The sequence below is a fragment of the Nostocoides sp. F2B08 genome (assembly GCF_009184895.1).
Taxonomy (GTDB): Bacteria; Actinomycetota; Actinomycetes; order Actinomycetales; family Dermatophilaceae; genus F2B08.
Genome location: NZ_WESE01000005.1, coordinates 213,246 through 234,969, shown reverse-complemented (window position 1 = coordinate 234,969; position 21,724 = coordinate 213,246). Strand labels below are relative to the sequence as shown.

Below are 21,724 nucleotides of genomic sequence, written 5' to 3'. Positions count from 1 at the left end.
ATTTGGCAGCCCTCCCGGCTCAGCCGAGGATCGAGCGGGCCTGGTCGGCGATGGAGGTCAGGATGGTGTCGATGTCGTCCGGGTTCTGGAGGAACTCGCCGATGGCGGGAGCGATGACGGTGTTGGCCAGGTCGGCGTTGGTGTCGCGGTCGAGGAACTGGGCGATCGAACCGGCCTGCTGGACGACCTCGACCGACTTCTTCTGCAGCTCCGAGTACGAGTCCGTGCTCGCCCCGTCGTTGGCGGCGATGAAGGGCGCCTCCGCCGCGGAGTTGGCCGCGTCGGCCGCGGCCGCCGTGCCGAGCCACGCCGCCATGGCCTTGCCCGCGTCGACGTCCTGTCCGCCGGCGGCGACGCAGAAGCCGTCGATCGGTGCATCGAGGGCGTCGGAGCCGATCGCCGCATCGAGCTCGGGGAAGGTGAAGAAGTCCAGATCCGACGCGACCTCGGGGTCGACGCCGTCCACGACGAAGGAGCCCAGGAGGTACATGCCGCACTCGCCGTTGCCCATCGCGGTCGCAGCCTCCTGCCAGGTGCGACCGAGCGGGTCTTCCTGGTGGAACGGCAGCAGGTCGCGCCAGGTCTCGAAGACGGTCTTGACCTGCGGGCTGTCCCACGCCTCCTCGCCGCGGGTCAGCGCCATGTGGAAGTCGAAGCCGTTGAGGCGCATGTTGAGGATGTCGAACGTGCCCATCGGCGCCCACGCGTCCTTCGCGGCGAAGGCGAACGGGGTGATGCCGGCGCCCTGCATGTCGCTCATGAGCGCCGTGAAGTCGTCGTACGACTCCGGAACGGTCCAGCCGTTGTCGGCGAAGACGGACTTGCGGTAGAAGACGGCCCACGGGTAGTAGCTGACCGGCACGAAGTACTGGTTGCCGTCGGGGGCGGTCGAGGCCTCGCGGAACGCATCGCCGAGCCCCTCGATCGGCCACACGTCGCTGAGGTCGGCGAGCAGGCCGTTCTCGGCGAACTGGGCCATCCGGAAGCCGGCGAACCACGTGAAGACGTCGTCCGGTGTGCCCTGGAGGTAGGTGTTGATGCTCTCCTGGAAGGTGTTGTGGTCGACCGCGTTGAGGGAGACCTCGGTGCCGGTCTCCTCGGCGTAGGTGTTGGCCATCGCCTCGAGTCGGGTGAACGCCGGGCCGGAGCCCCGCGCTTCGTTGACTCCGAACTTGACGGAGCCGCCGCCACCGCCGCCGCCGGTGGTCGCTCCACCTGTGGCGGTGTCCGAACCTCCACAGGCCGCGAGCAGGCTGCTGCTTCCGAGGACGAGGCCCCCGAGGCCGGCCGCCCGCAGAATGTTGCGGCGGGTGGGTCCCGAGGTCGCAGCCAGAGAGGCCGGGAGGGACTGAGGGGGAAGGGACTTGGTCATGCGAGGGCCTCCTGGTGCCACGTCGGTGTGGATCGACTGCTCGGTCCGAGTCCGGCACGCACGAGATGAGCACAACGCACGAGATCGAACAGGATCAAACAGCGCACCGCTGATTCTTGACGCCTCGTACAGCCCTCGTCAAGGGTTTGTAGCCAAATCGTCACCATCTGTGATGTCCCGTGCCGTCGTAACCCGGGTCAGATGTTCGAGTCGTGTACGGATCTGCACGAACTTGTTGACTTGTCATCGCCGGACCGCGACTCTTGTGCCATGCGCGCGTGGCCGACGATCGCCTTCGGTGGCGACTACAACCCGGAGCAGTGGCCCCGCGAGGTCTGGGACGAGGACGTGCGCCTCATGCAGGAGGCCGGGGTCAACATCGTCACCCTCGGGGTCTTCTCCTGGGCGCACCTCGAACCGCGTCCGGGTGAGCTGCGCTTCGACTGGCTGGACGAGGTCATCGACCTGCTACACGCCGGCGGTATCGCCGTCGACCTCGCCACCGCCACGGCCTCGCCGCCCCCGTGGCTGGCCCACCGCCACCCCGAGATGCTGCCGGTCACCGCTGAAGGGGTCACTCTCTGGACCGGTGGACGACAGGCCTACTGCCCGAGCTCGCCGGTCTACCGGGAGCACTCACACCGGATCGTCCGCGCACTCGCGGAGCGCTACGGGTCCCACCCCGCCGTCGTCATGTGGCATGTGAACAACGAGATCGGCTGCCACAACGTGCTCTGCTACTGCGACGAGAGCGCCCGTGCGTTCCGGAGCTGGCTCGAGGTGCGCTACGGCTCCGTCGAGGCGCTCAACGAGGCATGGGGGACCGCGTTCTGGTCGCAGCGCTACGACGACTTCGCCGAGATCCAGCCGCCGCGCGCCGCCCCCGCCTTCGTCAACCCCACGCACCAGCTCGACTTCCACCGGTTCTCCTCCGACGCGGCGCTCGCGATCTACCTCGGCGAACGCGACATCCTCAAAGAGCTCACACCCGACATCCCGGTGACGACGAACTTCATGGTGATGCCGCACGAGGGCGAGATGGACTACTTCCGGTGGGGTCCGGAGCTCGACGTCGTGGCCAACGACCACTACCTCACGGCAGCCGATCCCGAGAACCACCGTGGCCTGGCCTTCAGCTCGGACCTCGTGCGGGGCGTGGCCGGCGGCGAGCCGTGGCTGCTCATGGAGACGTCGACGAGCGCCGTGAACTGGCAGCCCCGCAACGTCGCCAAACGCCCCGGAGAGCTGCTGCGCTCGGCACTGCAGCACGTCGCCCGGGGCGCGGACGGCGTCCTGTTCTTCCAGTGGCGGGCCTCGCGGGCCGGAGCGGAGAAGTTCCACAGCGGCCTCGTCCCGCACGCCGGCACGGACAGCCGGCTATGGCGTGAGGTGGTCGGGCTCGGACGCACCCTCGCCGCGATCAGCGAGGTGGCGGGGGCACGCTCACGCAACGAGGTGGCGGTCCTCTTCGACTGGCAGGCGTGGTGGGCCTGCGAGCTGGACGCCCACCCGAGCGAGGACGTGCGCTACTGGGACACGGTCGAGTCCGTCCATCGTTCGCTGACGGACTGCGGGATCGGGGTCGACGTGGTCCATCCGGAGACCGATCTCACCGGGTATCGCGTGATCGTCGTGCCGGTCCTCTACCTCGTGACGGACGCCGGCGCGGCGGCCGTGCGGGCCGCCGCCGAGTCCGGCGCCCACGTCGTCGTCACATACTTCAGCGGCATCGTCGACGAGTCGGACCACATCCGGCTCGGGGGGTATCCGGGCGCGTTCCGAGAGATGCTCGGCATCGTCTCCGAGGAGTTCACGCCGCTGCGCGAGAACGAGACCGTGACGCTGAGCGACGGGTCCCGCGGGACGGTCTGGGCCGAGGACGTCCGCAGCGTGGGAGCCGACGTGCTCGCCACGTTCGTCGACGGTCCGGTCCCCGGAGCACCCGCGATCACTCGCAACCGGGTCGGGGCCGGCTCGGCGACCTATCTCGCCACCCGGCTCGACCAGCGCGACCTCGACCGTGTGCTGGCCGAGGTCGTGGGCGACGCCGGGGTGCCGCAGGTCGCGGACGTCCCACCCGGCGTGGAGGCCCTGCGGCGTCACGGCGAGGACGGCACGTCGTGGCTGTTCCTCGTCAACCACACGGACGAGCCGGTCGAGGTCGCCTGCAGCGGCCACGATCTCGTCGCGGACCGACAGGCGTCCGGGGTGCATGCGGTGGCCGCCGGATCTGTGGCCGTCCTGCGGGAGCACAGAGGCTGAGCGACGTGCTCGCGACCCAGCGGCAGACGATGATCCTCGCCGAGCTCGACCGGACGGGGGCGGTCCGGGTCAGCCATCTCGCGGAGATGCTCGGGGTCTCGGACATGACCGTCCGTCGCGACCTCAAGGCGATGCAGCAGGCGGGCATGCTCATCAAGGTCCACGGCGGCGCACGGGTGCGCCACGAGAAGTCGGCGGCCGAGCCGGGCTTCGCGATCAAGAGCGAGCGCCAGCAGGCCGAGAAGGAGGCCATCGCCCGGGTAGCCGCCCAGCTCGTCGAACCGGGGTCCGCCATCGCCGTCTCCGCGGGCACGACGACGCATACGCTCGCGCGCCACCTCGGCCACATCCCCGAGCTGACGGTCATCACGAACTCCGCCCGGGTCGCCGAGGTGCTCGAACAGGCGGGGTCGGACTCCATGACGATCCTGCTCACCGGTGGTGAGCGGACCCCCTCGGACGCCCTCGTCGGCCCGCTCGCCGTCGCCGCCTGGCGCTCCCTCCACGTCGATACGTGCTTCCTCGGCGTGCATGGCATGCATCCGGAGACCGGCTTCACCACGCCCAACCTGCTCGAGGCCGAGACCAACCGCGCGATGATCGGAGCCGCGAGCCGCCTCGTCGTGGTGGCCGACTCGAGCAAGTGGGGCACGGTCGGGCTGACGACGATGGCCCAGCTGCACGAGGCGAACGTCATCGTCACCGACGCGGCCATCGACGACGAGGCCGCGGCCCTCCTGCGCAGCGAGATCGACGAGGTGATCGTCGTCGAGGCACACGACGGCACCCAGTCCGCCGCCCACTGACCGGGACATCGCCCGAGTCTGGGGCGCGCTCGCATCGTGTTCGTCCCGTGTCCATGGCGTGTCCATCGCGTGTTCGTAGCGCGCGGACGCCACCGGCCCCGGTGAAGTCCGCCAACGATCGGCCATCTGTTCGGCAGATGATGCCAACGCCCCGAGCACGCGGTGTCCATACAGTCGATGAGCATGAGGGTCCTGCTCGCACTCGGCGGCAACGCCATGACCGCCGCCGACGGCAGCGCCACCCCGGCGGCCCAGATCGCCGCCATCACCGGCGCCATGGAGAGCGTCGCCGCCCTGACGGCCGAGGGGCACGAGGTCGTGCTCACCCACGGCAACGGTCCCCAGGTGGGCAACCTGCTCGTCAAGAACGAGATCGCGGCCCACGTCGTCCCGCCCGTTCCACTCGACTGGTGCGGGGCCCAGACCCAGGGCACGATCGGCTTCGTCGCCCTGAACGCCCTCGAGGCCGCCCTCGCCTCCCGCGGCATCGCCAAGCAGGTGGCCGCCCTCGTCTCACGCACTCTGGTCGATGCGGACGACTCCGGCTTCAGCCGCCCGACCAAGCCGATCGGGCGCTATCTGGACCGGGAGCAGGCCGAGCGGATGATCGAGCACGGCCAGACCTGGGAGGACCGCGGCGAGCGGGGCTGGCGCCGAGTGGTGGCCTCACCCGAGCCCCGCCAGGTCCTCGAGACGGAGACGATCCGGACCCTCGTCGACGCCGGCTACGTCGTCGTCGCCGCCGGCGGTGGGGGGATCCCCGTCGTCCGAGAGGACTCCGGTCGGCTGAGCGGCGTCGAGGCGGTCATCGACAAGGACCTCACCGCCGCCCTCCTCGCCACCGACCTCGGTGTCGATGCGCTGGTCATCGCCACGGATGTCGACCACGCCATCCTCGACTACGGCACCGACCACGCGCAGCGGATCGAGCAGGTCTCGGTCGCGCAGATGGAAGGGTATGCCCGGGACGGCCAGTTCGCGTCCGGGTCGATGGGGCCCAAGGTCGAGGCGGCGCTCCGCTTCGCACGCACCGGCGGTCGGAGCATCATCACCTCCCTCGACCGGATCGTCGAGGCCGTCGACGCCGGTTTCGGCACCGTGATCTCCGGCTCTCGGTGACCTGACCGACGACGAGCGACCGCACCACCCGACCACAGGAACACCCGCCCCAGACCGCAGAGCCGAGCACTGCATACCGAATCGACCTGACACCCACCGACGGTGGATTCGCCAACAGAAAGGAACCGCAGAACATGCCTGACGCCATCGAGGTCCGCAAGGTCCCGCTGCACTCCGTGTCCGACGCGAGCGAGCTCGGCACCCTCATCGACGACGGGGTCATGGCGGCCGACCGCGTCATCGCCATCATCGGCAAGACCGAGGGCAACGGCGGGGTCAACGACTACACCCGCATCATCGCCGACCGCGCCTTCCGCGAGATCCTCGTCGAGAAGGGCGCCGACCCGGCCAAGGTCAAGGAGATCCCGATCGTCTGGTCCGGCGGAACCGACGGCGTGATCAGCCCGCACGCGACGATCTTCGCGACCGTCGCTCCGGAGCAGGCCGAGCCCAGCGACGACCTTCGGCTCACCGTCGGCTTCGCGATGTCCGAGCCGCTGGCACCCGAGGAGATCGGCTACACCCCGATGATCACCAAGGTCGCCGACGCCGTGAAGGTCGCCATGGAGCGAGCGGGCATCACCGACCCCGCCGACGTGCACTACGTGCAGACCAAGACGCCGCTGCTCACGATCCACACGATCCGCGACGCCAAGTCCCGCGGCCAGAAGGTGTGGACCGAGCACACCCACGAGTCGATGGACCTGTCGAACGGCTGCACCGCCCTCGGCATCGCGGTCGCTCTGGGCGAGATCGAGATGCCGAGCGACGAGGACGTCATGCACAACCGCGACCTGTACTCCTCGGTCGCGTCCTGCTCCTCCGGTGTCGAGCTCGACCAGGCCCAGGTCGTCGTCGTCGGCAACGCCCGCGGAGTCGGTGGCCGGTACCGCATCGGCCACTCCGTCATGCAGGACGCGCTCGACCAGGACGGCATCTGGGCGGCGATCAAGGACGCCGGACTCGACCTGCCCGAGCGTCCGCACACCAGCGACATCGACGGCCGGCTCGTCAACGTCTTCCTCAAGTGCGAGGCCTCGCTCGACGGGGAGGTGCACGGCCGCCGCAACGCGATGCTCGACGACTCCGACGTGCACTGGCACCGCCAGATCAAGTCCTGCGTCGGCGGCGTGACCGCAGCCGTCACCGGCGACCCCGCCGTGTTCGTGTCGGTCTCCGCCGCGCACCAGGGCCCCGAGGGCGGCGGACCGGTCGCCGCGATCGTCGACCTGGGCGAGGGTGAGCCGACCGGCTACCGCCCGCCAGGTTCCCGGGATCAGCTCAAAGCGCGGCACTGACGGGAGCGGTCAGGGGCCGGCGGGCGAGTCGGGTCCTCGGGAGCGAGACCCTGGGTCAGTAGCCGGCGGCGAGCCCGTCACACCGGGTCTCGCTGCCGGCCACCCACCCACCCTCGGGACTTCGCCAGATCGCCTGCCCCCGCCCGAAGCCGCCGTCGGTGCCGACCCGCACCGCGTGGCCGCGGCGTCGCAGCGCGTCGGCCGCGTCGGCCAGCCCCGGCTCGAGCAGCACGACGTCACCCTCGACGCGCCACCTCGGCGCGTCGAGGGCCTCCTGGGGATCGGCACCGGCGACCGTCTGCAGGACGACCTGCACGTGCCCCTGCGCCTGCATGTGGCCGCCCATGACGCCGAACGGCCCGACCGGTTCGAGCCCACCCGCCTCGGTATGTCGGAGCAGGAACCCAGGGATGATCGTGTGGAACGGCCTTCGCCCGGGGCGCAGCTCGTTGGGATGTCCCTCGTCCAGGACGAATCCGCTCCCCCGGTTCTGCAGGGCTATCCCCCAGCCAGGCACGACGACGCCGGATCCGAAGCCGTGGAAGTTGGACTGGATCAGGCCGACCGTCGTGCCGTTCGCGTCGGCGGTGCAGAGCAGAACGGTGCCGCCACGCGGCGGTGATCCCGAACGCACCTCGGACGCACGCTCGCCGATGAGCGACCGCCGCCCGGCCAGGTAGCCGGCGTCGAGAAGCCCCGACGTCGGCACAGCCACGTGCTGCGGGTCGCCGACGTGCGCGAACGTGTCGGCGAAGGCGAGTCGCATCGCCTCGATCTGCAGGTGCAGCGCGGTCGGGTCGGCCGGGTCGGGCCCGAGGTCGAGACCCTCGAGGATTCCGAGGGCGACCAGCGCCGCGATCCCCTGGCCGTTCGGTGGGATCTCGGCCACCGCATACCCCCTGTATGCGGTAATCACCGGCTCCACCCACTCGCCCTCGTGGCGGGCCAGGTCCTCGGCTGTGAGGAACCCTCCCGTCCGGGAGGCGAACTCGGCGATGGCGCGGCCGATCCCGCCCGTGTAGAAGTCGTCGGCTCCGCACTCGGCGAGCCGGCTCAAGGTGCGGGCGTGGTCGGGAAGCCGGACGGTGTCGCCGACGCGCGGCGCACCACCGGTCGGCGCGAAGGTCGGGACGAAGCCCGCGAACTCCGGGCCGGTGAGACCGGCCGCCGCCGCGAGCCCGCGCTCCCAGTAGTGCGCGACGACGGGCGGCACGGGGCAGCCCTCGGACGCCAGGCGAACGGCCGGCTCGAGCACCCGCTCCCACGGCAGCCGGCCGAAGCGCTCGTGCAGGTCGGCCCAGGCGCGCACCTGCCCCGGCACGGTCACGGCGGCCCAGCCGTGGAGGGGGACCTGATCGTGGCCGAGCTCGCGCAGTGTCTGTCCGGTGAGGGCGGCGGGCGCCCGCCCCGAGCCGTTGTAGCCGTGCAGGCGCGAGCCGTCCCACACGAGCGCGAAGGCGTCGCCGCCGATCCCGTTCGACGTCGGCTCGACGACCGTGAGGGCTGCTGCCGTGGCGACGGCGGCGTCGACGGCCGTGCCGCCCGCCCGCAGGATGTCCCTGCCGGCCTCGGCCGCGGCGGGGTGGCTCGTGGCGACGACGCCGTGCTCGGCGCGGACGGCGGGCCGGGGCTCGGGGAGGAGGCTGAGCATCCGCCCACCGTAACCGGCGGGCGACGGGAGGCTGGACCCACGACCGGCATGCCGACCGCGCCACATCCCACGCCCCTGACATGCTCCCGTGCACTCCGACGCGCACCGGCATGCCGACCGCGCCACATCCCACGCCCCTGACATGCCCCTCCTCCACGCGATACCCCACCGGCATGCCAACCGCGCCACATCCCACGCCCCTGACATGCTCCTCGTCCAACGCGCAACCCACCGGCATGCCAACCGCGCCACATCCCACGCCCCTGACATGCCCCTATCCACTCCGACGCCCACCGGCATGCCAACCGCGCCACATCCCACGCCCCTGACATGCTCCCGGCCACTCCGACGTCCACCGGCATGCCAACCGCGGTAGGACGCCGGGCGGACTCGACCGACCGGTGCGATATCTCGCCCCGAACCGGGAGGTTCGCACCACACCCGGGCGGACGGGGGGAGACAATGCTGCTGTGGACCCCGTGGAGCCGATCGACCGCCGCGCGACCCGTGGCCCGACGCGTCGGTTCACGGCGGGCACCCGGCGGGTCAGCCACGCCGTGCGCACGGGAGCGCGGACCACGGCGCGGGCCACGGCTACGGGCGGCCAGCGCACCGGGCGCGCCTTCCGCACCTTCGCCCGCCGCGACGGTGCGGACGAGTCGGGCCTCGCCCGCTACATCGAGATGCACTCCGTCCAGGTCGGTGCCGACGCCGCTCTAACCGTCGCGCTTGCGGGGACGGTGTTCGCGATGCCCACCGACGAGGCCCGCAGCGCTGTCGCCTTCTTCCTGCTGCTGACGATGGCGCCCTTCGTCCTGCTCGCTCCCTTCGTCGGCCCGGTCCTGGACCGCTTCCGGCACGGCCGCCGCTGGGCGATCGGCACGACGCTGGCGGTGCGCGGGTTCTTCGCCTGGGTCCTCGCGTCGGCGCTCGTCACGGACTCACCGTGGGTCTTCCCGCTCGCGCTGGTCTGCCTGGTCGCATCTCGGTCCTACGCGGTGGCCCGAGCGGCGGCGATCCCCCGCCTCCTCCCCCCGAGGCTCGACCTCGTCACCGCGAACTCGCGCATCATGATCGCGGGCCTGATCGGCATGGGGATCGGCGGTGCACTCGCGGGCGGGGTGAGCCGGATCGGACCGGAGTGGTCGTTGCGCCTGGCGTTCGTCGGCTACATCGTCGCCACCGTCATGGCGATCCGGCTGCCGAGCCAGGTCGACACACCGGTGACCGCCGAGACCCCTCGGATCCGGCCACCTCTGCGCAGCCGGCCGGAGGAGCGGATCCGCAACCTGCCGCCCCGCGTCCGGCACGCCCTCGTCATCATGTGCGGCGCTCGCTTCCTCGTCGCCTTCCTGACCGTGTTCCTGCTCTTCCTGCTCCGCGCGAACCCGATCCCCGGCTGGTCGACCCCGCTCGTCATCGGAGCCGCCGTGGGAGCGGCCGGCGTCGGCAACGTCGTCGGCTCCCTTCTCGGCAACCGCAAGGTGGCGCCTCCCCCCACACCGACCCTGGTCGTCCTCGGTCTCGGCGGCGTCGCGAGCGCCCTCGTCGCCGCCCTGTTCTACGCCCTCTGGAGCCTCCTGCTCCTCGCATTCGTGGGCGGCGTCTCCGCCCAGCTCGGCAAGCTGTGCCTCGACTCGATCGTCCAGAGCGAGGTGCCGGAGTCCCGGCACAGCCGCGTCTTCGCATGGCTGGAGACGACCCTGCAGCTGTCCTGGGTGGCCGGCGGTGCGCTTGCGATCGTCCTCCCGCTGCGCCCCGGGGTCGGCTTCGGCACGGCTGCGCTCGTCGTCGCGCTCGGGTTCGCACTCGCCGTCCGGATCCTGCGCGCGCAGGAGCGGCCCGCGACCTCACCGTCCCGCCAGATCCACTCCACGTTGCAGGAGTGACCAGTACCGCCGCGGCAGCAGCCTGGTCAGTCCGGCCAGCGCCTTGGCGTCCGCACCGATGAGCAGCCGCGGGTTGCGGGCCACCATCGCTTCGATGATCAGCTCGGCCGCGCGGTCGGCCGGGAAGCGGAGCATCCGGTCGAAGGCCTCGCGGGCCACCCGCTCCTCCTCCGGGTCGGTCCCCGACCCCACCCGCGCGTTGCGGGCGATGTCGGTGCGGATCCCGCCCGGGTGGACCTGGGTCAGGCCGCAAGGCGCCTTCTCGGCCTGCAGCTCGTGGCGCAAAGCCTCCGAGAACCCGCGCAGACCGAACTTCGAGGTGCTGTACGCCGTCTGGCCGGGTGGCGCGATGATCCCGAAGAGTGAGGAGAGGGTGACGATGTGCGCCTGTCCTCCGGTCGCGGCGCCGTTGGCGAGCAGGAGCGGCAGGAGCGCGTGCGTCATCCGCACTGGGGTCAGCAGGTTGACCGTGAGCAGCCAGTCGAGGTCGTCGCGCTCGACCTCGTGCAGCCGGCCGCCGAGGGCGACGCCGGCGTTGTTGACGAGGATGCGCAGATCGGGGTGCTCGGCGGCGACCCACGCCGCGAAGTGGTCGGCGGCGGTCGAGTCCGACAGGTCGACGACATAGTCGTGGACCGCGACGCCGGGACTCTCGGCCCGAATGGTGTCACGCACGGCGTGCAGCGGCTCGCGGCGGATGTCGGCGATCACGACGGAGGCACCCCGGCGGGCCAGGCCCCGGGCCAGATGCTCCCCCATCCCCCCGGCCGCGCCGGTGACCACGGCCTTGGCGCCGGCCGGGTCGAGCGGAGGCAACCAGCGCATACTCACTCCCTTCCCGCGAGGACCGGGCCGGTGCCGGCAGCGCCGGCGTCGAGCTCGGCGGGTGCTGCCGCACCGGTCGGGACCCCGGTGGCCGCGGCTCCTACCGGATGGAACACCATGTCCGCGGTCACGTCGGCCCGCGGGAACGCGCGGCGGTCGTGCAGGTAGCTCTGCGGCATCTTCCACGGCGCCCGGTCACCGACCTTGGGCAGGTCGGCGACGGCACGCTGGACGTAGCCGGAGGTGAGGTCGAGGATCGGCCCGGCGCGCATACCCTCCGGGGCGACCGGCACCGCGACCCCCAGGCCGTGCTCGCGCAGGTGGCGAAGCACCCGCACGACGTAGCGGCTGACGAGGTCGGCGCGCAGGGTCCATGAGGCGTTGGAGTAGCCGACCGTCATCGAGGCGTTGGGCACCCCGGAGAGCATGGCCCCGCGGTAGGCGAAGCGCTCCCCGAGGCGGACGGGCTCGCCGTCGACAGCGATCCGGGCGCCGCCCATGATCGACAGCGACAGCCCGGTGGCCGTCACGACGATGTCGGCCTCGATGACGCGGCCGTCGGCCAAGCGCACGCCCTCGGGAACGAACCGGTCGATGGTGCCGGTGACGACCGACGCGCGGCCGGCTTGGATGGCCTCGAAGAAGTCGCCGTCGGGAACGGCGCAGAGTCTCTGGTCCCAGACGCCGTACGGCGGGTCGAAGTGCTCGCGGACGACGTCCTCCGGCAGCCGTCGGCGGACGTCGCCGAGGATGAGCCGCTTCGTGAGCTCCGGACGCGTTCGGGACAGGCGGTAGAGCAGGGTCTGCATCCCGACGTTCTTCGCGCGCACGACCCGGTGCGCGAGCTGCGCGGGGAGGACCGCCCGGAGTCCATCGGCGAGCCGGTCGGCCCCGGGGACCGAGTAGATGTAGGTCGGCGTCCGCTGGAGCATGACGACGTGCGCCGCCTGCTCGGCCAGCGCAGGCACGAGTGTCACCGCAGTCGCGCCGGACCCGATGACGACCACCCGCGTGCCCTCATGGTCGAGGTCCTCGGGCCAGAACTGCGGGTGCACGATGCGCCCGGCGAAGTCCTCACGGCCCGCGAAGACCGGGTCGTAGCCCTGGTCGTAGCGGTAGTAGCCGCTCGCGAAGTGGAGGTATGCGGTGCGCACCGAGCGGCGGAAGACCTCGCCGGTCGCGTCGGTCGCCTCGAGCTCGACCGTCCACCGCTGCTCCGGCGTCGACCACGACGCGGCGACGACCCTGCAGCCGTAGTGGATCCGGTCGCCGATCCCCGACTCGGCGACCGTGTCCTCGAGGTAGCCCCGGATGTCGTCACCGGACGCCAGCGCCCGGCGCCCGGCCCACGGCCGGAAGGGGAACGAGAAGGTGAACATGTCCGAGTCCGAGCGGACCCCGGGGTAGCGGAACAGGTCCCACGTCCCGCCGATCGTGCCGCGGGACTCGACCAGCGCATACGAGATGTCGGGGAGCGACTGGGCGAGCCGGTATCCCAACCCGATCCCGGACAGACCGGCACCGACGACGAGGACGTCGAGCTCATCGGGCAGGTCGGCGAGTCCCCTGAGCATGCCGTCCTGGTTACCGATCGGTAGCTCCGTCATGGGTCCAGCATGCCCTCGTTCGGCGCCCGACGCGTCTCAGTGCGCGAAGTGGCGCGTGCCGGTGAAGTACATCGTTACCCCGGCCCCCGCCGCCGCCGCGACGACCTCCTCGTCGCGGACCGAGCCGCCCGGTGCCACGACGGCTCGCACGCCGGCGTCGAGGAGGATCTGCAGACCGTCGGCGAAGGGGAAGAACGCGTCCGAGGCCGCGACGGCGCCGCGGACCCGCTCGGCTCCGGCGCGCTCCACGGCGAGCCGGCACGAGTCCACCCGGTTGACCTGACCCATGCCGATACCGACCGAGGCGCCGTCCCTGGCCAACAGGATCGCGTTGGACTTCACGGCTCGCACGGCCCGCCACGCCATGACGAGGTCGGCGAGGACCGCATCGTCGGCCGGTTCGCCGCTGACGAGGCGCCAGTGCTCGGGTGCGTCGCCGCCGGTGACCACGCCGGAGTCGTCGCGGACGACGGCGTCGACGGCATCGCGCTGCTGCATGAGGAGGCCGCCGGACACGGGCCGGGTCTCGACCCCGCCGAGCGGCGGCGCTGCGCACCGGACCAGGCGGATGTTCTTCTTGCGGGTCAGCACCTCGAGGGCGTCGTCGTCGAAGGAGGGCGCGACGACGACCTCGGTGAAGATGTCGGCGACGCGTTCGGCCATGGCTAGCGTGACCGGTCGGTTGGTCGCGATGATCCCTCCGAACGCCGAGACCGGGTCGCACTCGTGCGCCTTGCGGTGCGCCTCGGCGATCCCCTCGTCCTCGGTGGCCACCGCGATGCCGCACGGGTTGGCGTGCTTGACGACCGCGACGGTCGGCCGGTCGCCGTTGTCGTAGGCGGCCCGCACCGCCGCGTCCGCGTCGACGTAGTTGTTGTAGGACATCTCCTTGCCGTGCAGCACCTCCGCCTGCGCCAGCCCCGGCTGCGGCTGGAAGCCGTTGGCGTACAGCGCCGCCCGCTGGTGCGGGTTCTCGCCGTAGCGGAGCACGGACACCTTGTCCCACGTCGCGCCCACCCAGGCGGGGAAGCCGGTGCCGTCGGAGGTGTCGGTATAGGCGTTACCCAGCCACGAGGCGACGTGGGTGTCATAGGTCGCGGTGTGGACGAAGGCCTCGGCCGCGAGCCGTTTGCGCTGCTCGAGCGTGAACCCGCCGGAGCGGACCGCGTCCAGGACCAGCGCATACCGCTGCGGGCTCGTGACGATGGCGACGCTCGGGTGGTTCTTGGCCGCCGCCCGGACCATCGACGGCCCGCCGATGTCGATCTGCTCGATGCACTCGTCCGGCGACGCGCCAGAGGCGACCGTCGCCGCGAAGGGATAGAGGTTGCACACGACGAGCTCGAACGGCTCGACGCCCAGCTCGCCGAGCTGCGCGACATGCTCGGGGCGCCGGGTGTCGGCGAGCAGCCCGGCGTGCACGTGCGGGTGCAGCGTCTTGACGCGCCCGTCGAGGCACTCGGGGAAGCCGGTGAGGTCCTCGACCCGGGTCACCGGCACGCCGAGCGACTCGATCAACGCCGCGGAGCCACCGGTCGAGACGAGCGCGACGCCGGCCTCGTGCAGGCCTCGGACGAGGTCCTCGAGCCCGGTCTTGTCGTAGACCGAGACCAGTGCCCTGCGGACCGGGCGGACGCCGTCCTGGTCGGCCTGGTCGGGCTCGGCGGGGTCGGCGGGGGGTCGGGCAGCGGGGACGTCGGACATCGCGGCGGATCGCTCCTCGTGATCGGGGTATCGGTCGGCTCTGCCGGCACCCAGGCGGGCGATGCCGGCTGGTGACTCCCTGGTGGTCGCCCACCCTCGCCAGTCGTCTCCGGTCAGTCTAGGGGCCGCAGTCCGGCGCGGCGCTCGGCGGCCAGGGCACGCACGACGTCGACGAGCATGGCCCGCTCGGCCACCTTGATGCGCTCGTGGAGGATGCCCTCGGTGTCGCCCGGCTCGACCCGCACGGCGCGCTGGTCGATGATCGGTCCGGTGTCGACGCCGCCGTCGACCCAGTGGCAGGTGCACCCGGTCACCTTGACGCCGTGGGCCAGCGCGTCCCGCACCCCGTGCGTGCCGGGGAAGCTCGGAAGCAGCGCCGGATGCGTGTTGATCGTCGGGAACCGGTCGAGGAACCGACCGCCGAGAACCTTCATGAACCCCGCCGACACGACGAGCTCCGGGGTATGCGCGGCGACCTCCCGCGTCAGCGCCGCGTCCCACTCGGCGCGGGTGGCGAAGTCCGCGACGCGGACGACGAACGTCGGGATGCCCCGCTCGCGGGCCCGATCCTCGCCCCCCGTCCCGGGGCGGTCCGCACTGACGGCGACCACCGCATACCCGGTCTGCTCGGGTGGGCCGGCGTCGAGAAGCGCCTGCAGGTTGGTGCCCGACCCGGAGACGAGGACGACGATGCGCAGGGGCGACGGCGGAGGGGCGATCATCGCCTCCTCACCGGTTCAGGCTGCGCCAGTCCCAGGCGAGCACGAGTGCGGCGCCGAGGAGCAGCCAGCCGGCGACGGTGAGGCCGAGTATCGCGGCGGGGGCTCCGACGTCGACGAGGCGACCCATGCCGAGCGACCCGCCCCCGATCCGGTCGAGAAGGGCGATGAGCGCGCCGGTCGACGCGACCGCCGACAGGACGGTGAGGGCCTTCGCGCGCAGGCTGGCGAGTCGCGCCGTCGCGGCGAGGCTCTGCCAGCCCAGCCAGGCCCCCGTCGCCACGACCGTCAGCGCGATGAGGGGCGTCGCCGATGGGAAGGCCACGGGCTCCGGATGGGCCCCCAGGACGGGGATCATCGGCACGAGCGCGGTGCTCGCGCCGTCCCAGGTCACCGCGGCGCCGTCGACGACGCTGAACCCCGGACCTGCGACGAAGGAGAGGATCCAGAGGCCGAGGTTCGGCAGCGCCATAACCTGGATGAAGGTCAACACGACTCCCCCGACGAGACCCGGGCGGAGGTCGGACTGCAGGGCCAGGACGTCGCCGACCGACAGCCCCACGGCGACCACGGCGGCCAGGGTGCCGGCAGCGAGCAGGACGGCCGTTGCGTGCAGGGCCGGTCGCCAACCCCGCCGCAGCGCGGCCGGGGCGTGCGCGCGTTCGAGGAGCTCGTCGACGTCGTCGTGGTCGAGGGAGCGGACCATCCCGACGACGCCCATCAGAGCCGGCACCGCGACCGTCGCCGTCAGCCAGCGGCCGATGTGCGGGGTCATCGGACCGGCGAGGCAGGCCGTCCCGACGAGGCCGAGCACGCCTGCGTAGCCGGCCGCCCAGGCGGCCGCGACCCTCCCGGCGGCCCGGTACCCGTGCTCCGCCGCGGCCCACGTCGCCCGTCCGGCGGACCAGGTCCCGAGCGCGACGACGCCGAGCAGCGCCCCGAGCGGGACGATGCCGAGGACACCGCTCCCGGTGACGAGTGGGACGCCGTGCGCGAGCAGCCAGAACGCGGCGCCGGCCAGGCTCGCCTCGACCCAGCCGAGCGCCGGATCCGCCGTCGTCACCCAGAACACCGACGCGATGAGGAGGACCGGCACGAGAGTGGCGCAGGCCGTGGAGGCGCCGCGCAGCGCCGCGCGCGCGATGGAGCCGGACTGCGGGCCCTGCGTCACCCGCGATGTATGCCCGTCCGCGCCGGAGCCGGTCGAGGGCAACGCGCGGCGGAGCAGGTCGATGGGGCTCATGGTCCCTCTAGTCAACCGCAGGAGCGAACTGGAGCCCCGCCGTACACGCCGGTGCGCGGTGAAGCGCTACCCGACACCTCGCCCCGCGGCCTCAGTGATCCAGACCCGACACGAGGGCGACAGAGCGCGCACTCGAGACGCCGTGCGATGCAACCGATGGGCGATGTCGTGCGTCTGAACGATCGATGGAGCTCATGCAGGGGCACATCACAGGGGAGCAGAGGCTCGGGCGACACAGTCGCCCGAGCCTCTGTCACGGGTGCGTGGTGCGCGATCCGTCCGCGGGGACGGTCGCGCTCAGCGGTCCTGCATGATCTCCCGCATGAGAGCGGCCGTCTCGGACGGGGTCTTGCCGACCTTGACCCCGGCGGCCTCGAGGGCCTCCTTCTTGGCCTGCGCCGTGCCGGAGGAGCCGGACACGATCGCGCCGGCGTGGCCCATCGTCTTGCCCTCCGGGGCGGTGAAGCCCGCGACGTAGCCGACGACCGGCTTGGTCACATGCTCCTCGATGTATGCGGCGGCCCGCTCCTCCGCGTCGCCGCCGATCTCGCCGATCATGACGATCGCGTCGGTCTCGGGGTCGTTCTCGAAGGCCTCGAGGCAGTCGATGTGGGTGGTGCCGATGATCGGGTCACCGCCGATGCCGACCGCGGTGGAGAAGCCGAAGTCCTTGAGCTCGTACATCATCTGGTAGGTCAGCGTGCCGGACTTGCTGACGAGTCCGATCCGACCGGGGCCGGAGATGTTCGCCGGGATGATGCCGGCGTTGGACTTCCCGGGGCTGATCAGACCCGGGCAGTTGGGGCCGATGATCCGGGTGCCCTTGCCGAGGCTGTAGTTGTAGAACTCGGCCGTGTCGCGGACGGCGATGCCCTCCGTGATGACGACCGCGAGGCCGATGCCGGCGTCGACGGCCTCGACGACGGCGTCCTTGGCGAACGCCGGGGGGACGAAGAGGACGGAGACGTCGGCGCCGGTCTCCTTCATCGCCTCGGCGACCGAGCCGAAGACGGGGACCTGCGTGTCGTTCGGGAAGTCGACGACCTGGCCGGCCTTGCGCGGGTTGACGCCGCCGACGACCTGCGTGCCAGAGGCCAGCATGCGCGTCGTGTGCTTCATGCCCTCGCTGCCGGTCATGCCCTGGACGATGACCTTGGAGTCTGCGGTGAGGAAGATTGCCATGTCTGTGTGGGTCCCTTTACTTCGCGGCCAGCTCGGCGGCCTTGGCCGCGGCGCCGTCCATGGTCTCTTCGATGGTCACGAGCGGGTGGCCGAACTCGGCGAGGATGCGCCGGCCCTCCTCGACGTTGTTGCCGTCGAGGCGAACCACGAGCGGGCGGTCCTCCTCGTCGCCGAGCTTCTCCAGGGCACCGACGATGCCGTTGGCCACCGCGTCGCAGGCGGTGATGCCGCCGAAGACGTTGACGAACACGGACTTCACCTGCGGGTCGCTGAGGATGATGTGCAGGCCGTTGGCCATGACCTCGGCGCTGGCGCCGCCGCCGATGTCGAGGAAGTTGGCGGGCTTGGAGCCGTGCTGCTCGCCCGCGTAGGCGACGACGTCGAGGGTGCTCATGACGAGGCCGGCGCCGTTGCCGATGATGCCGACGTTGCCGTCGAGCTTGACGTAGTTGAGGTCCTTCTCCTTGGCGGCGGCCTCCAGCGGGTCGGTCTCGGCCTGGTCCTCCAGCGCGGCGTGGTCGGGCTGGCGGAAGTCCGCGTTCGCGTCGAGGGTCACCTTGCCGTCGAGCGCGAGGATCTGACCGTCCTCGGTCTTGACCAGGGGGTTGACCTCGACGAGCGTCGCGTCCTCGGCGTGGTAGACGGTCCACAGCCGCTGCAGCACGGGGGCGATGTCATCGGCGGTCTGTCCCTCGAAGCCCGCGGCATCGACGATCTCACGCGCTTTGCCCTCGTCGATGCCGACGTTGGGATCGACCGCGACCTTGGCCAGCGCCTCGGGCCGCTCGACCGCCAGCGTCTCGATGTCCACGCCGCCCTCCTTGCTGCACATGGCGAGGTAGGACCGGTTGGCCCGGTCGAGCAGGATGGAGAAGTAGTACTCCTCGGCGATCTGCGCGCCCTGGGCGATCATCACGGTGTGGACGGTGTGGCCCTTGATGTCCATCCCGAGGATGGCCTCGGCGTGCTGCTCGGCCTCGTCCACGGACTTGGCCACCTTCACGCCACCGGCCTTACCGCGGCCACCGGTCTTGACCTGGGCCTTGACGACCGTCACGCCACCACTCTCGGCGCCGACGCGCTCCGCGGCCTCGCGAGCCTGCTGTGGCGTTGTCGCCACCTCACCGGCGAGCACGGGGACCCCGTGCTTCTCGAATACGTCACGGGCTTGATACTCAAAGAGGTCCACGAGATGCTGCCGTCCTTCGGTCTCGTCGGGGGTAGATGGCTCCGAGCCTATCGGGAGGCCGAGAGGCCACCACCTCGGCTGCGACGGTCGGGTGGATCACATCCCCGGGCGGCTGAACGGTGCGCCGGACGGTCCGGATACGGGCTCATCCCTTCCGGTGGTCGGCGTCACCGGGCGCTGCCGGCGAGGAACTCCTCGACCTCGGCCGCGGTCGGGACGGTCGTCGGTCCCCGACGGGTCACCTTGATGGCCGCGGCGGCGTTGGCGTAGCGGGCCGCCTCGGCCCACTCCCGCACCTCGCGGCTGGGCACCGCCGGCTGCGCGGCCCTCGCGCAGAGAGCCCCGGTATGCGTGTCCCCCGCTCCGTTCGTATCGACCGGGGTCTGTGGAAAGCCGGGGACGAGGACGTCGGCACCGCCGACTCGGACCGCACAGCCGCGTTCCCCGTCGCGGACCACGACGACTGAATCGGGCCGCAGATGCGCGGCGACGCGCGCCGGCGCGCGCTCGAGGTCGGCGGAGCCCGCGAGCGCCTCCGCCTCGGCGGCGTTGCCGGTCCAGACCGTCGTGGCCGCGAGGGCTCGGGTGCGGACGTCCGCGGGCAGGTCCGTGAACACCGCCCCGGGGTCGAGGACGACCTCGACGCCTTCGAGCGACTCCAGCCAGGGCAGGAGGCCGGTGACGGTCGGCTCGATGAGGCTGTAGCCGCTGACGCACACGATGTCTCCCGGTCCCGGCCGGGCCGTCGACAGGCTCTGGTGCGTGACGCGGCGCTCGGCCCCCATCGTCGTGACGAAGGTGCGTTCCGCCGAGGCCTCGAGCATGACGACGCAGACGCCCGTGTCGAGGTCGGCGACCGGCGGACTGCTGACCGGAATCCCGTCGTCCGCGAGCGTGGCCCTGATCAGATCGCCGTTGGGGCCGGTCCCGACCGAGCCCGCATGGACGGCGCTCGCCCCGCATCGGGCTGCGGCGAGGAGGATGGTCACGGCGCCCCCCGCATACCGCGTGTAGGAGGTGGCCATCACGTTCCCGCCCCGCTGGGGCAGGTGTGGCACCTCGACGACGGCGTCGACCAGCGCCTGGGCGGTATGGATGACGCGGCGCACCGGCGGGCTTGCGTGGTGGTGGGTGCGGTGACGGCTCAGCGACCGGAGCAGGCGGAGCGGACCCAGTCGACGATCTCGTGGGTCGTGGCCCCCGGGGTGAAGATCTGAGCCACGCCGAGCTCCTTGAGCGTGGGGATGTCGGCCTCGGGGATGATGCCGCCGCCGAACACGACGATGTCCTCCGCGTCGCGCTTGCGCAGCTCGTCGATCACCTTGGCGAACAGGGTCATGTGGGCGCCGGAGAGCACGGAGAGTCCCACGGCGTCGGCATCCTCCTGGATTGCCGCCTCGGCGATCTGCTCGGGCGTCTGGTGCAACCCGGTGTAGACGACCTCCATGCCTGCGTCGCGCAGGGCTCGCGCCACGACCTTGGCGCCCCTGTCGTGACCGTCCAGGCCGGGTTTGGCGACGACGACCCGAACGGGCGAGGCGGGGACCGATGCGGACTCGCTCATGGCGCCCACCTTAGTGCCCGCCGCGACACTCACGGGAGGCGCGGCGGCCAGGCGTGACGCGCGCCACGCGTCCTCGGGCCCGGTGCCCTGATCCCTCCGATTCGGCCGGTGTGAGCAGGTCGCACGTGTACCGTGAGAAGCCTGCCCACTGGAGTGCGATCGAGAAGGAGCCTGCGTCGATGACGACGTCACCGTCCTCCAACCCGCTCGTGCGCGGAGCCCGGGACGCCTGCGACCAGCTGGGCTTCGGCCAGGCTCCTCTCGTGCGCAGCGCCGTCGGAGCCGCCCGCGGTGCGACGGTCGTCGCCCGTGGCGCCGCCGACATCTTCGGCGAGATGGCCCGGGGTCTGGCCACCCCGAGCGGCCTGGCCGGCGCGGCGATCGAGACCGGATGGCTCGCCGCACACCTCGTGACCTACCCCTTCGGGGTGATGGCCGAGCGCGCCGAGCGGGCGGATCAGGGGTACCGCATCGAGCACCTGCCGCCGCACCAGCGCGGTCTGCTGGTCTCCGACATCGAGGCGGCCGGCACCCCGATCCTCATGATCCATGGCCTCATCGACAACCGATCGATCTTCACGCTCCTGCGTCGTGGACTCCGCTCTCGCGGCTTCCACCAGCTGACGACGCTCAACTACTCCCCCATCGTCTCCGACATCCGCGTGGCCGCCGCGCACCTCGGCGAGGAGATCGAGCGGATCGTCGCTGAGACCGGCTACGAGCGCATCCACATCGTCGGGCACAGCCTCGGCGGGCTCATCGCGCGCTACTACATCACCCGGCTCGGCGGCGACGACCGAGTTCACACCCTCGTCACGCTGGGGACGCCCCACGGCGGCACGTACGCCGCGTACGCATGGCCGACCCGGCTGGTGGCCCAGATGCGCCCGGACAGCGGTCTGATCGCCGAGCTGCGCAAGCCGGTCCCGGAGTGCCGGACCCGTTTCATCGCCTACTGGTCCGACCTCGACCAGCTCGTCTTCCCCCAGCACAACGCGGCGATCGACCACCCGGACCTGAAGGCGCGCAACATCGCCCTGCACGGTGTGGGACACGTGTCGCTGCCGATCCTCGGGTCGGTCGTCCACGGGATCTCGGCCGCACTGGCCGATCTGGAGCCCGACGGCTCGACACGCCGCCCCGGCGTGGCACCGATCACACCCCGCGGGCGCGGGCGGGGGACCTCGCTGCCGTCGAAACGCACTGGCGGACAGCGACATTCGAGCCGGTCCCGATCCGGCTCCCCGATCGGGTAGAGTCCTGATGGATCCCTATCGGCTGTGCAATGTGGACA

At 71.6% G+C, this 21,724-nt stretch carries 17 protein-coding genes; 6 read left to right on the top strand and 11 right to left on the bottom strand.

Annotated elements, in window-relative coordinates:
- Positions 1–19 precede the first annotated feature (19 nt).
- The gene (locus GA707_RS13595; RefSeq protein WP_152178980.1) at positions 20–1,372 is read right to left on the bottom strand and encodes an ABC transporter substrate-binding protein; all 1,353 of its coding nucleotides are present in this window, start codon (positions 1,370–1,372) and stop codon (positions 20–22) included.
- Positions 1,373–1,642: 270 nt separating this feature from the next.
- Between GA707_RS13595 and GA707_RS13590 the strand changes: the two genes are divergently transcribed.
- From GA707_RS13590 to GA707_RS13575, 4 genes are all read left to right on the top strand, one after another.
- The gene (locus GA707_RS13590; RefSeq protein WP_152178979.1) at positions 1,643–3,634 is read left to right on the top strand and encodes a beta-galactosidase; all 1,992 of its coding nucleotides are present in this window, start codon (positions 1,643–1,645) and stop codon (positions 3,632–3,634) included.
- Positions 3,635–3,639: 5 nt separating this feature from the next.
- Positions 3,640–4,440 carry a DeoR/GlpR family DNA-binding transcription regulator gene (locus tag GA707_RS13585; protein ID WP_152178978.1) on the top strand — a complete coding sequence of 267 codons (801 nt, stop codon included), beginning with the start codon at positions 3,640–3,642 and terminating at the stop codon, positions 4,438–4,440.
- A 183-nt stretch (positions 4,441–4,623) separates the two neighbouring features.
- Positions 4,624–5,559: a carbamate kinase gene (locus tag GA707_RS13580; protein ID WP_152178977.1), complete on the top strand. Its 936-nt coding sequence runs from the start codon at positions 4,624–4,626 to the stop codon at positions 5,557–5,559.
- A 134-nt stretch (positions 5,560–5,693) separates the two neighbouring features.
- Complete coding sequence (locus GA707_RS13575) at positions 5,694–6,857, top strand: ring-opening amidohydrolase (RefSeq protein ID WP_152178976.1); 1,164 nt, start codon at positions 5,694–5,696, stop codon at positions 6,855–6,857.
- Positions 6,858–6,912: 55 nt separating this feature from the next.
- Here the strand turns inward: GA707_RS13575 and GA707_RS13570 are convergent, their stop codons facing one another.
- The gene (locus tag GA707_RS13570) at positions 6,913–8,508 is read right to left on the bottom strand and encodes a gamma-glutamyltransferase family protein (RefSeq protein WP_152178975.1); all 1,596 of its coding nucleotides are present in this window, start codon (positions 8,506–8,508) and stop codon (positions 6,913–6,915) included.
- A gap of 470 nt (positions 8,509–8,978) precedes the next feature.
- Here GA707_RS13570 and GA707_RS13565 point away from each other — a divergent pair, with 470 nt between their 5' ends.
- A complete protein-coding gene (locus GA707_RS13565) occupies positions 8,979–10,397 on the top strand; it encodes an MFS transporter (RefSeq protein WP_226963790.1) in 1,419 nt (472 codons plus the stop codon).
- Here GA707_RS13565 and GA707_RS13560 read toward each other — a convergent pair.
- From GA707_RS13560 to GA707_RS13520, 9 genes are all read right to left on the bottom strand, one after another.
- A complete protein-coding gene (locus GA707_RS13560) occupies positions 10,359–11,222 on the bottom strand; it encodes an SDR family oxidoreductase (RefSeq protein ID WP_152178974.1) in 864 nt (287 codons plus the stop codon). The genes GA707_RS13565 and GA707_RS13560 overlap by 39 nt on opposite strands.
- A gap of 2 nt (positions 11,223–11,224) precedes the next feature.
- On the bottom strand, positions 11,225–12,829 hold the full coding sequence (locus GA707_RS13555; protein WP_226963789.1) for an NAD(P)/FAD-dependent oxidoreductase: 1,605 nt from the start codon (positions 12,827–12,829) through the stop codon (positions 11,225–11,227).
- A 36-nt stretch (positions 12,830–12,865) separates the two neighbouring features.
- A complete protein-coding gene (gene purH, locus GA707_RS13550) occupies positions 12,866–14,533 on the bottom strand; it encodes a bifunctional phosphoribosylaminoimidazolecarboxamide formyltransferase/IMP cyclohydrolase (RefSeq protein WP_152178973.1) in 1,668 nt (555 codons plus the stop codon).
- 113 nt (positions 14,534–14,646) lie between these two features.
- Positions 14,647–15,231, bottom strand: a complete 585-nt coding sequence (purN, locus tag GA707_RS13545) for a phosphoribosylglycinamide formyltransferase (protein ID WP_226963800.1) — start codon at positions 15,229–15,231, stop codon at positions 14,647–14,649.
- A 31-nt stretch (positions 15,232–15,262) separates the two neighbouring features.
- On the bottom strand, positions 15,263–16,495 hold the full coding sequence (locus tag GA707_RS13540) for a DUF6350 family protein (RefSeq protein WP_152178971.1): 1,233 nt from the start codon (positions 16,493–16,495) through the stop codon (positions 15,263–15,265).
- Positions 16,496–16,792: 297 nt separating this feature from the next.
- Positions 16,793–17,677, bottom strand: coding sequence for a succinate--CoA ligase subunit alpha (gene sucD / locus GA707_RS13535; protein WP_152178970.1), 885 nt, complete (start codon positions 17,675–17,677; stop codon positions 16,793–16,795).
- 16 nt (positions 17,678–17,693) lie between these two features.
- The gene (sucC, locus tag GA707_RS13530) at positions 17,694–18,866 is read right to left on the bottom strand and encodes an ADP-forming succinate--CoA ligase subunit beta (RefSeq protein WP_152178969.1); all 1,173 of its coding nucleotides are present in this window, start codon (positions 18,864–18,866) and stop codon (positions 17,694–17,696) included.
- 167 nt (positions 18,867–19,033) lie between these two features.
- On the bottom strand, positions 19,034–19,975 hold the full coding sequence (locus GA707_RS13525; protein WP_226963788.1) for a PfkB family carbohydrate kinase: 942 nt from the start codon (positions 19,973–19,975) through the stop codon (positions 19,034–19,036).
- A 35-nt stretch (positions 19,976–20,010) separates the two neighbouring features.
- On the bottom strand, positions 20,011–20,430 hold the full coding sequence (locus tag GA707_RS13520) for a cobalamin B12-binding domain-containing protein (protein WP_152178968.1): 420 nt from the start codon (positions 20,428–20,430) through the stop codon (positions 20,011–20,013).
- A gap of 179 nt (positions 20,431–20,609) precedes the next feature.
- Between GA707_RS13520 and GA707_RS13515 the strand changes: the two genes are divergently transcribed.
- A complete protein-coding gene (locus tag GA707_RS13515; protein WP_152178967.1) occupies positions 20,610–21,686 on the top strand; it encodes an alpha/beta fold hydrolase in 1,077 nt (358 codons plus the stop codon).
- Positions 21,687–21,724: the final 38 nt, after the last annotated feature.

Excerpts from the sequence above, each read along its gene's own strand:
- GA707_RS13580 (WP_152178977.1), top strand. The coding sequence starts at position 4,624 with ATGAGGGTCCTGCTCGCACTCGGCGGCAACGCCATGACCGCCGCCGAC.
- GA707_RS13575 (WP_152178976.1), top strand. The coding sequence starts at position 5,694 with ATGCCTGACGCCATCGAGGTCCGCAAGGTCCCGCTGCACTCCGTGTCC.
- GA707_RS13555 (WP_226963789.1), bottom strand. The coding sequence starts at position 12,829 with ATGACGGAGCTACCGATCGGTAACCAGGACGGCATGCTCAGGGGACTC.
- GA707_RS13520 (WP_152178968.1), bottom strand. The coding sequence starts at position 20,430 with ATGAGCGAGTCCGCATCGGTCCCCGCCTCGCCCGTTCGGGTCGTCGTC.
- GA707_RS13540 (WP_152178971.1), bottom strand. The coding sequence starts at position 16,495 with ATGAGCCCCATCGACCTGCTCCGCCGCGCGTTGCCCTCGACCGGCTCC.
- GA707_RS13590 (WP_152178979.1), top strand. The coding sequence starts at position 1,643 with ATGCGCGCGTGGCCGACGATCGCCTTCGGTGGCGACTACAACCCGGAG.
- sucD (WP_152178970.1), bottom strand. The coding sequence starts at position 17,677 with ATGGCAATCTTCCTCACCGCAGACTCCAAGGTCATCGTCCAGGGCATG.
- purH (WP_152178973.1), bottom strand. The coding sequence starts at position 14,533 with ATGTCCGACGTCCCCGCTGCCCGACCCCCCGCCGACCCCGCCGAGCCC.
- GA707_RS13570 (WP_152178975.1), bottom strand. The coding sequence starts at position 8,508 with ATGCTCAGCCTCCTCCCCGAGCCCCGGCCCGCCGTCCGCGCCGAGCAC.
- GA707_RS13515 (WP_152178967.1), top strand. The coding sequence starts at position 20,610 with ATGACGACGTCACCGTCCTCCAACCCGCTCGTGCGCGGAGCCCGGGAC.
- GA707_RS13560 (WP_152178974.1), bottom strand. The coding sequence starts at position 11,222 with ATGCGCTGGTTGCCTCCGCTCGACCCGGCCGGCGCCAAGGCCGTGGTC.
- GA707_RS13595 (WP_152178980.1), bottom strand. The coding sequence starts at position 1,372 with ATGACCAAGTCCCTTCCCCCTCAGTCCCTCCCGGCCTCTCTGGCTGCG.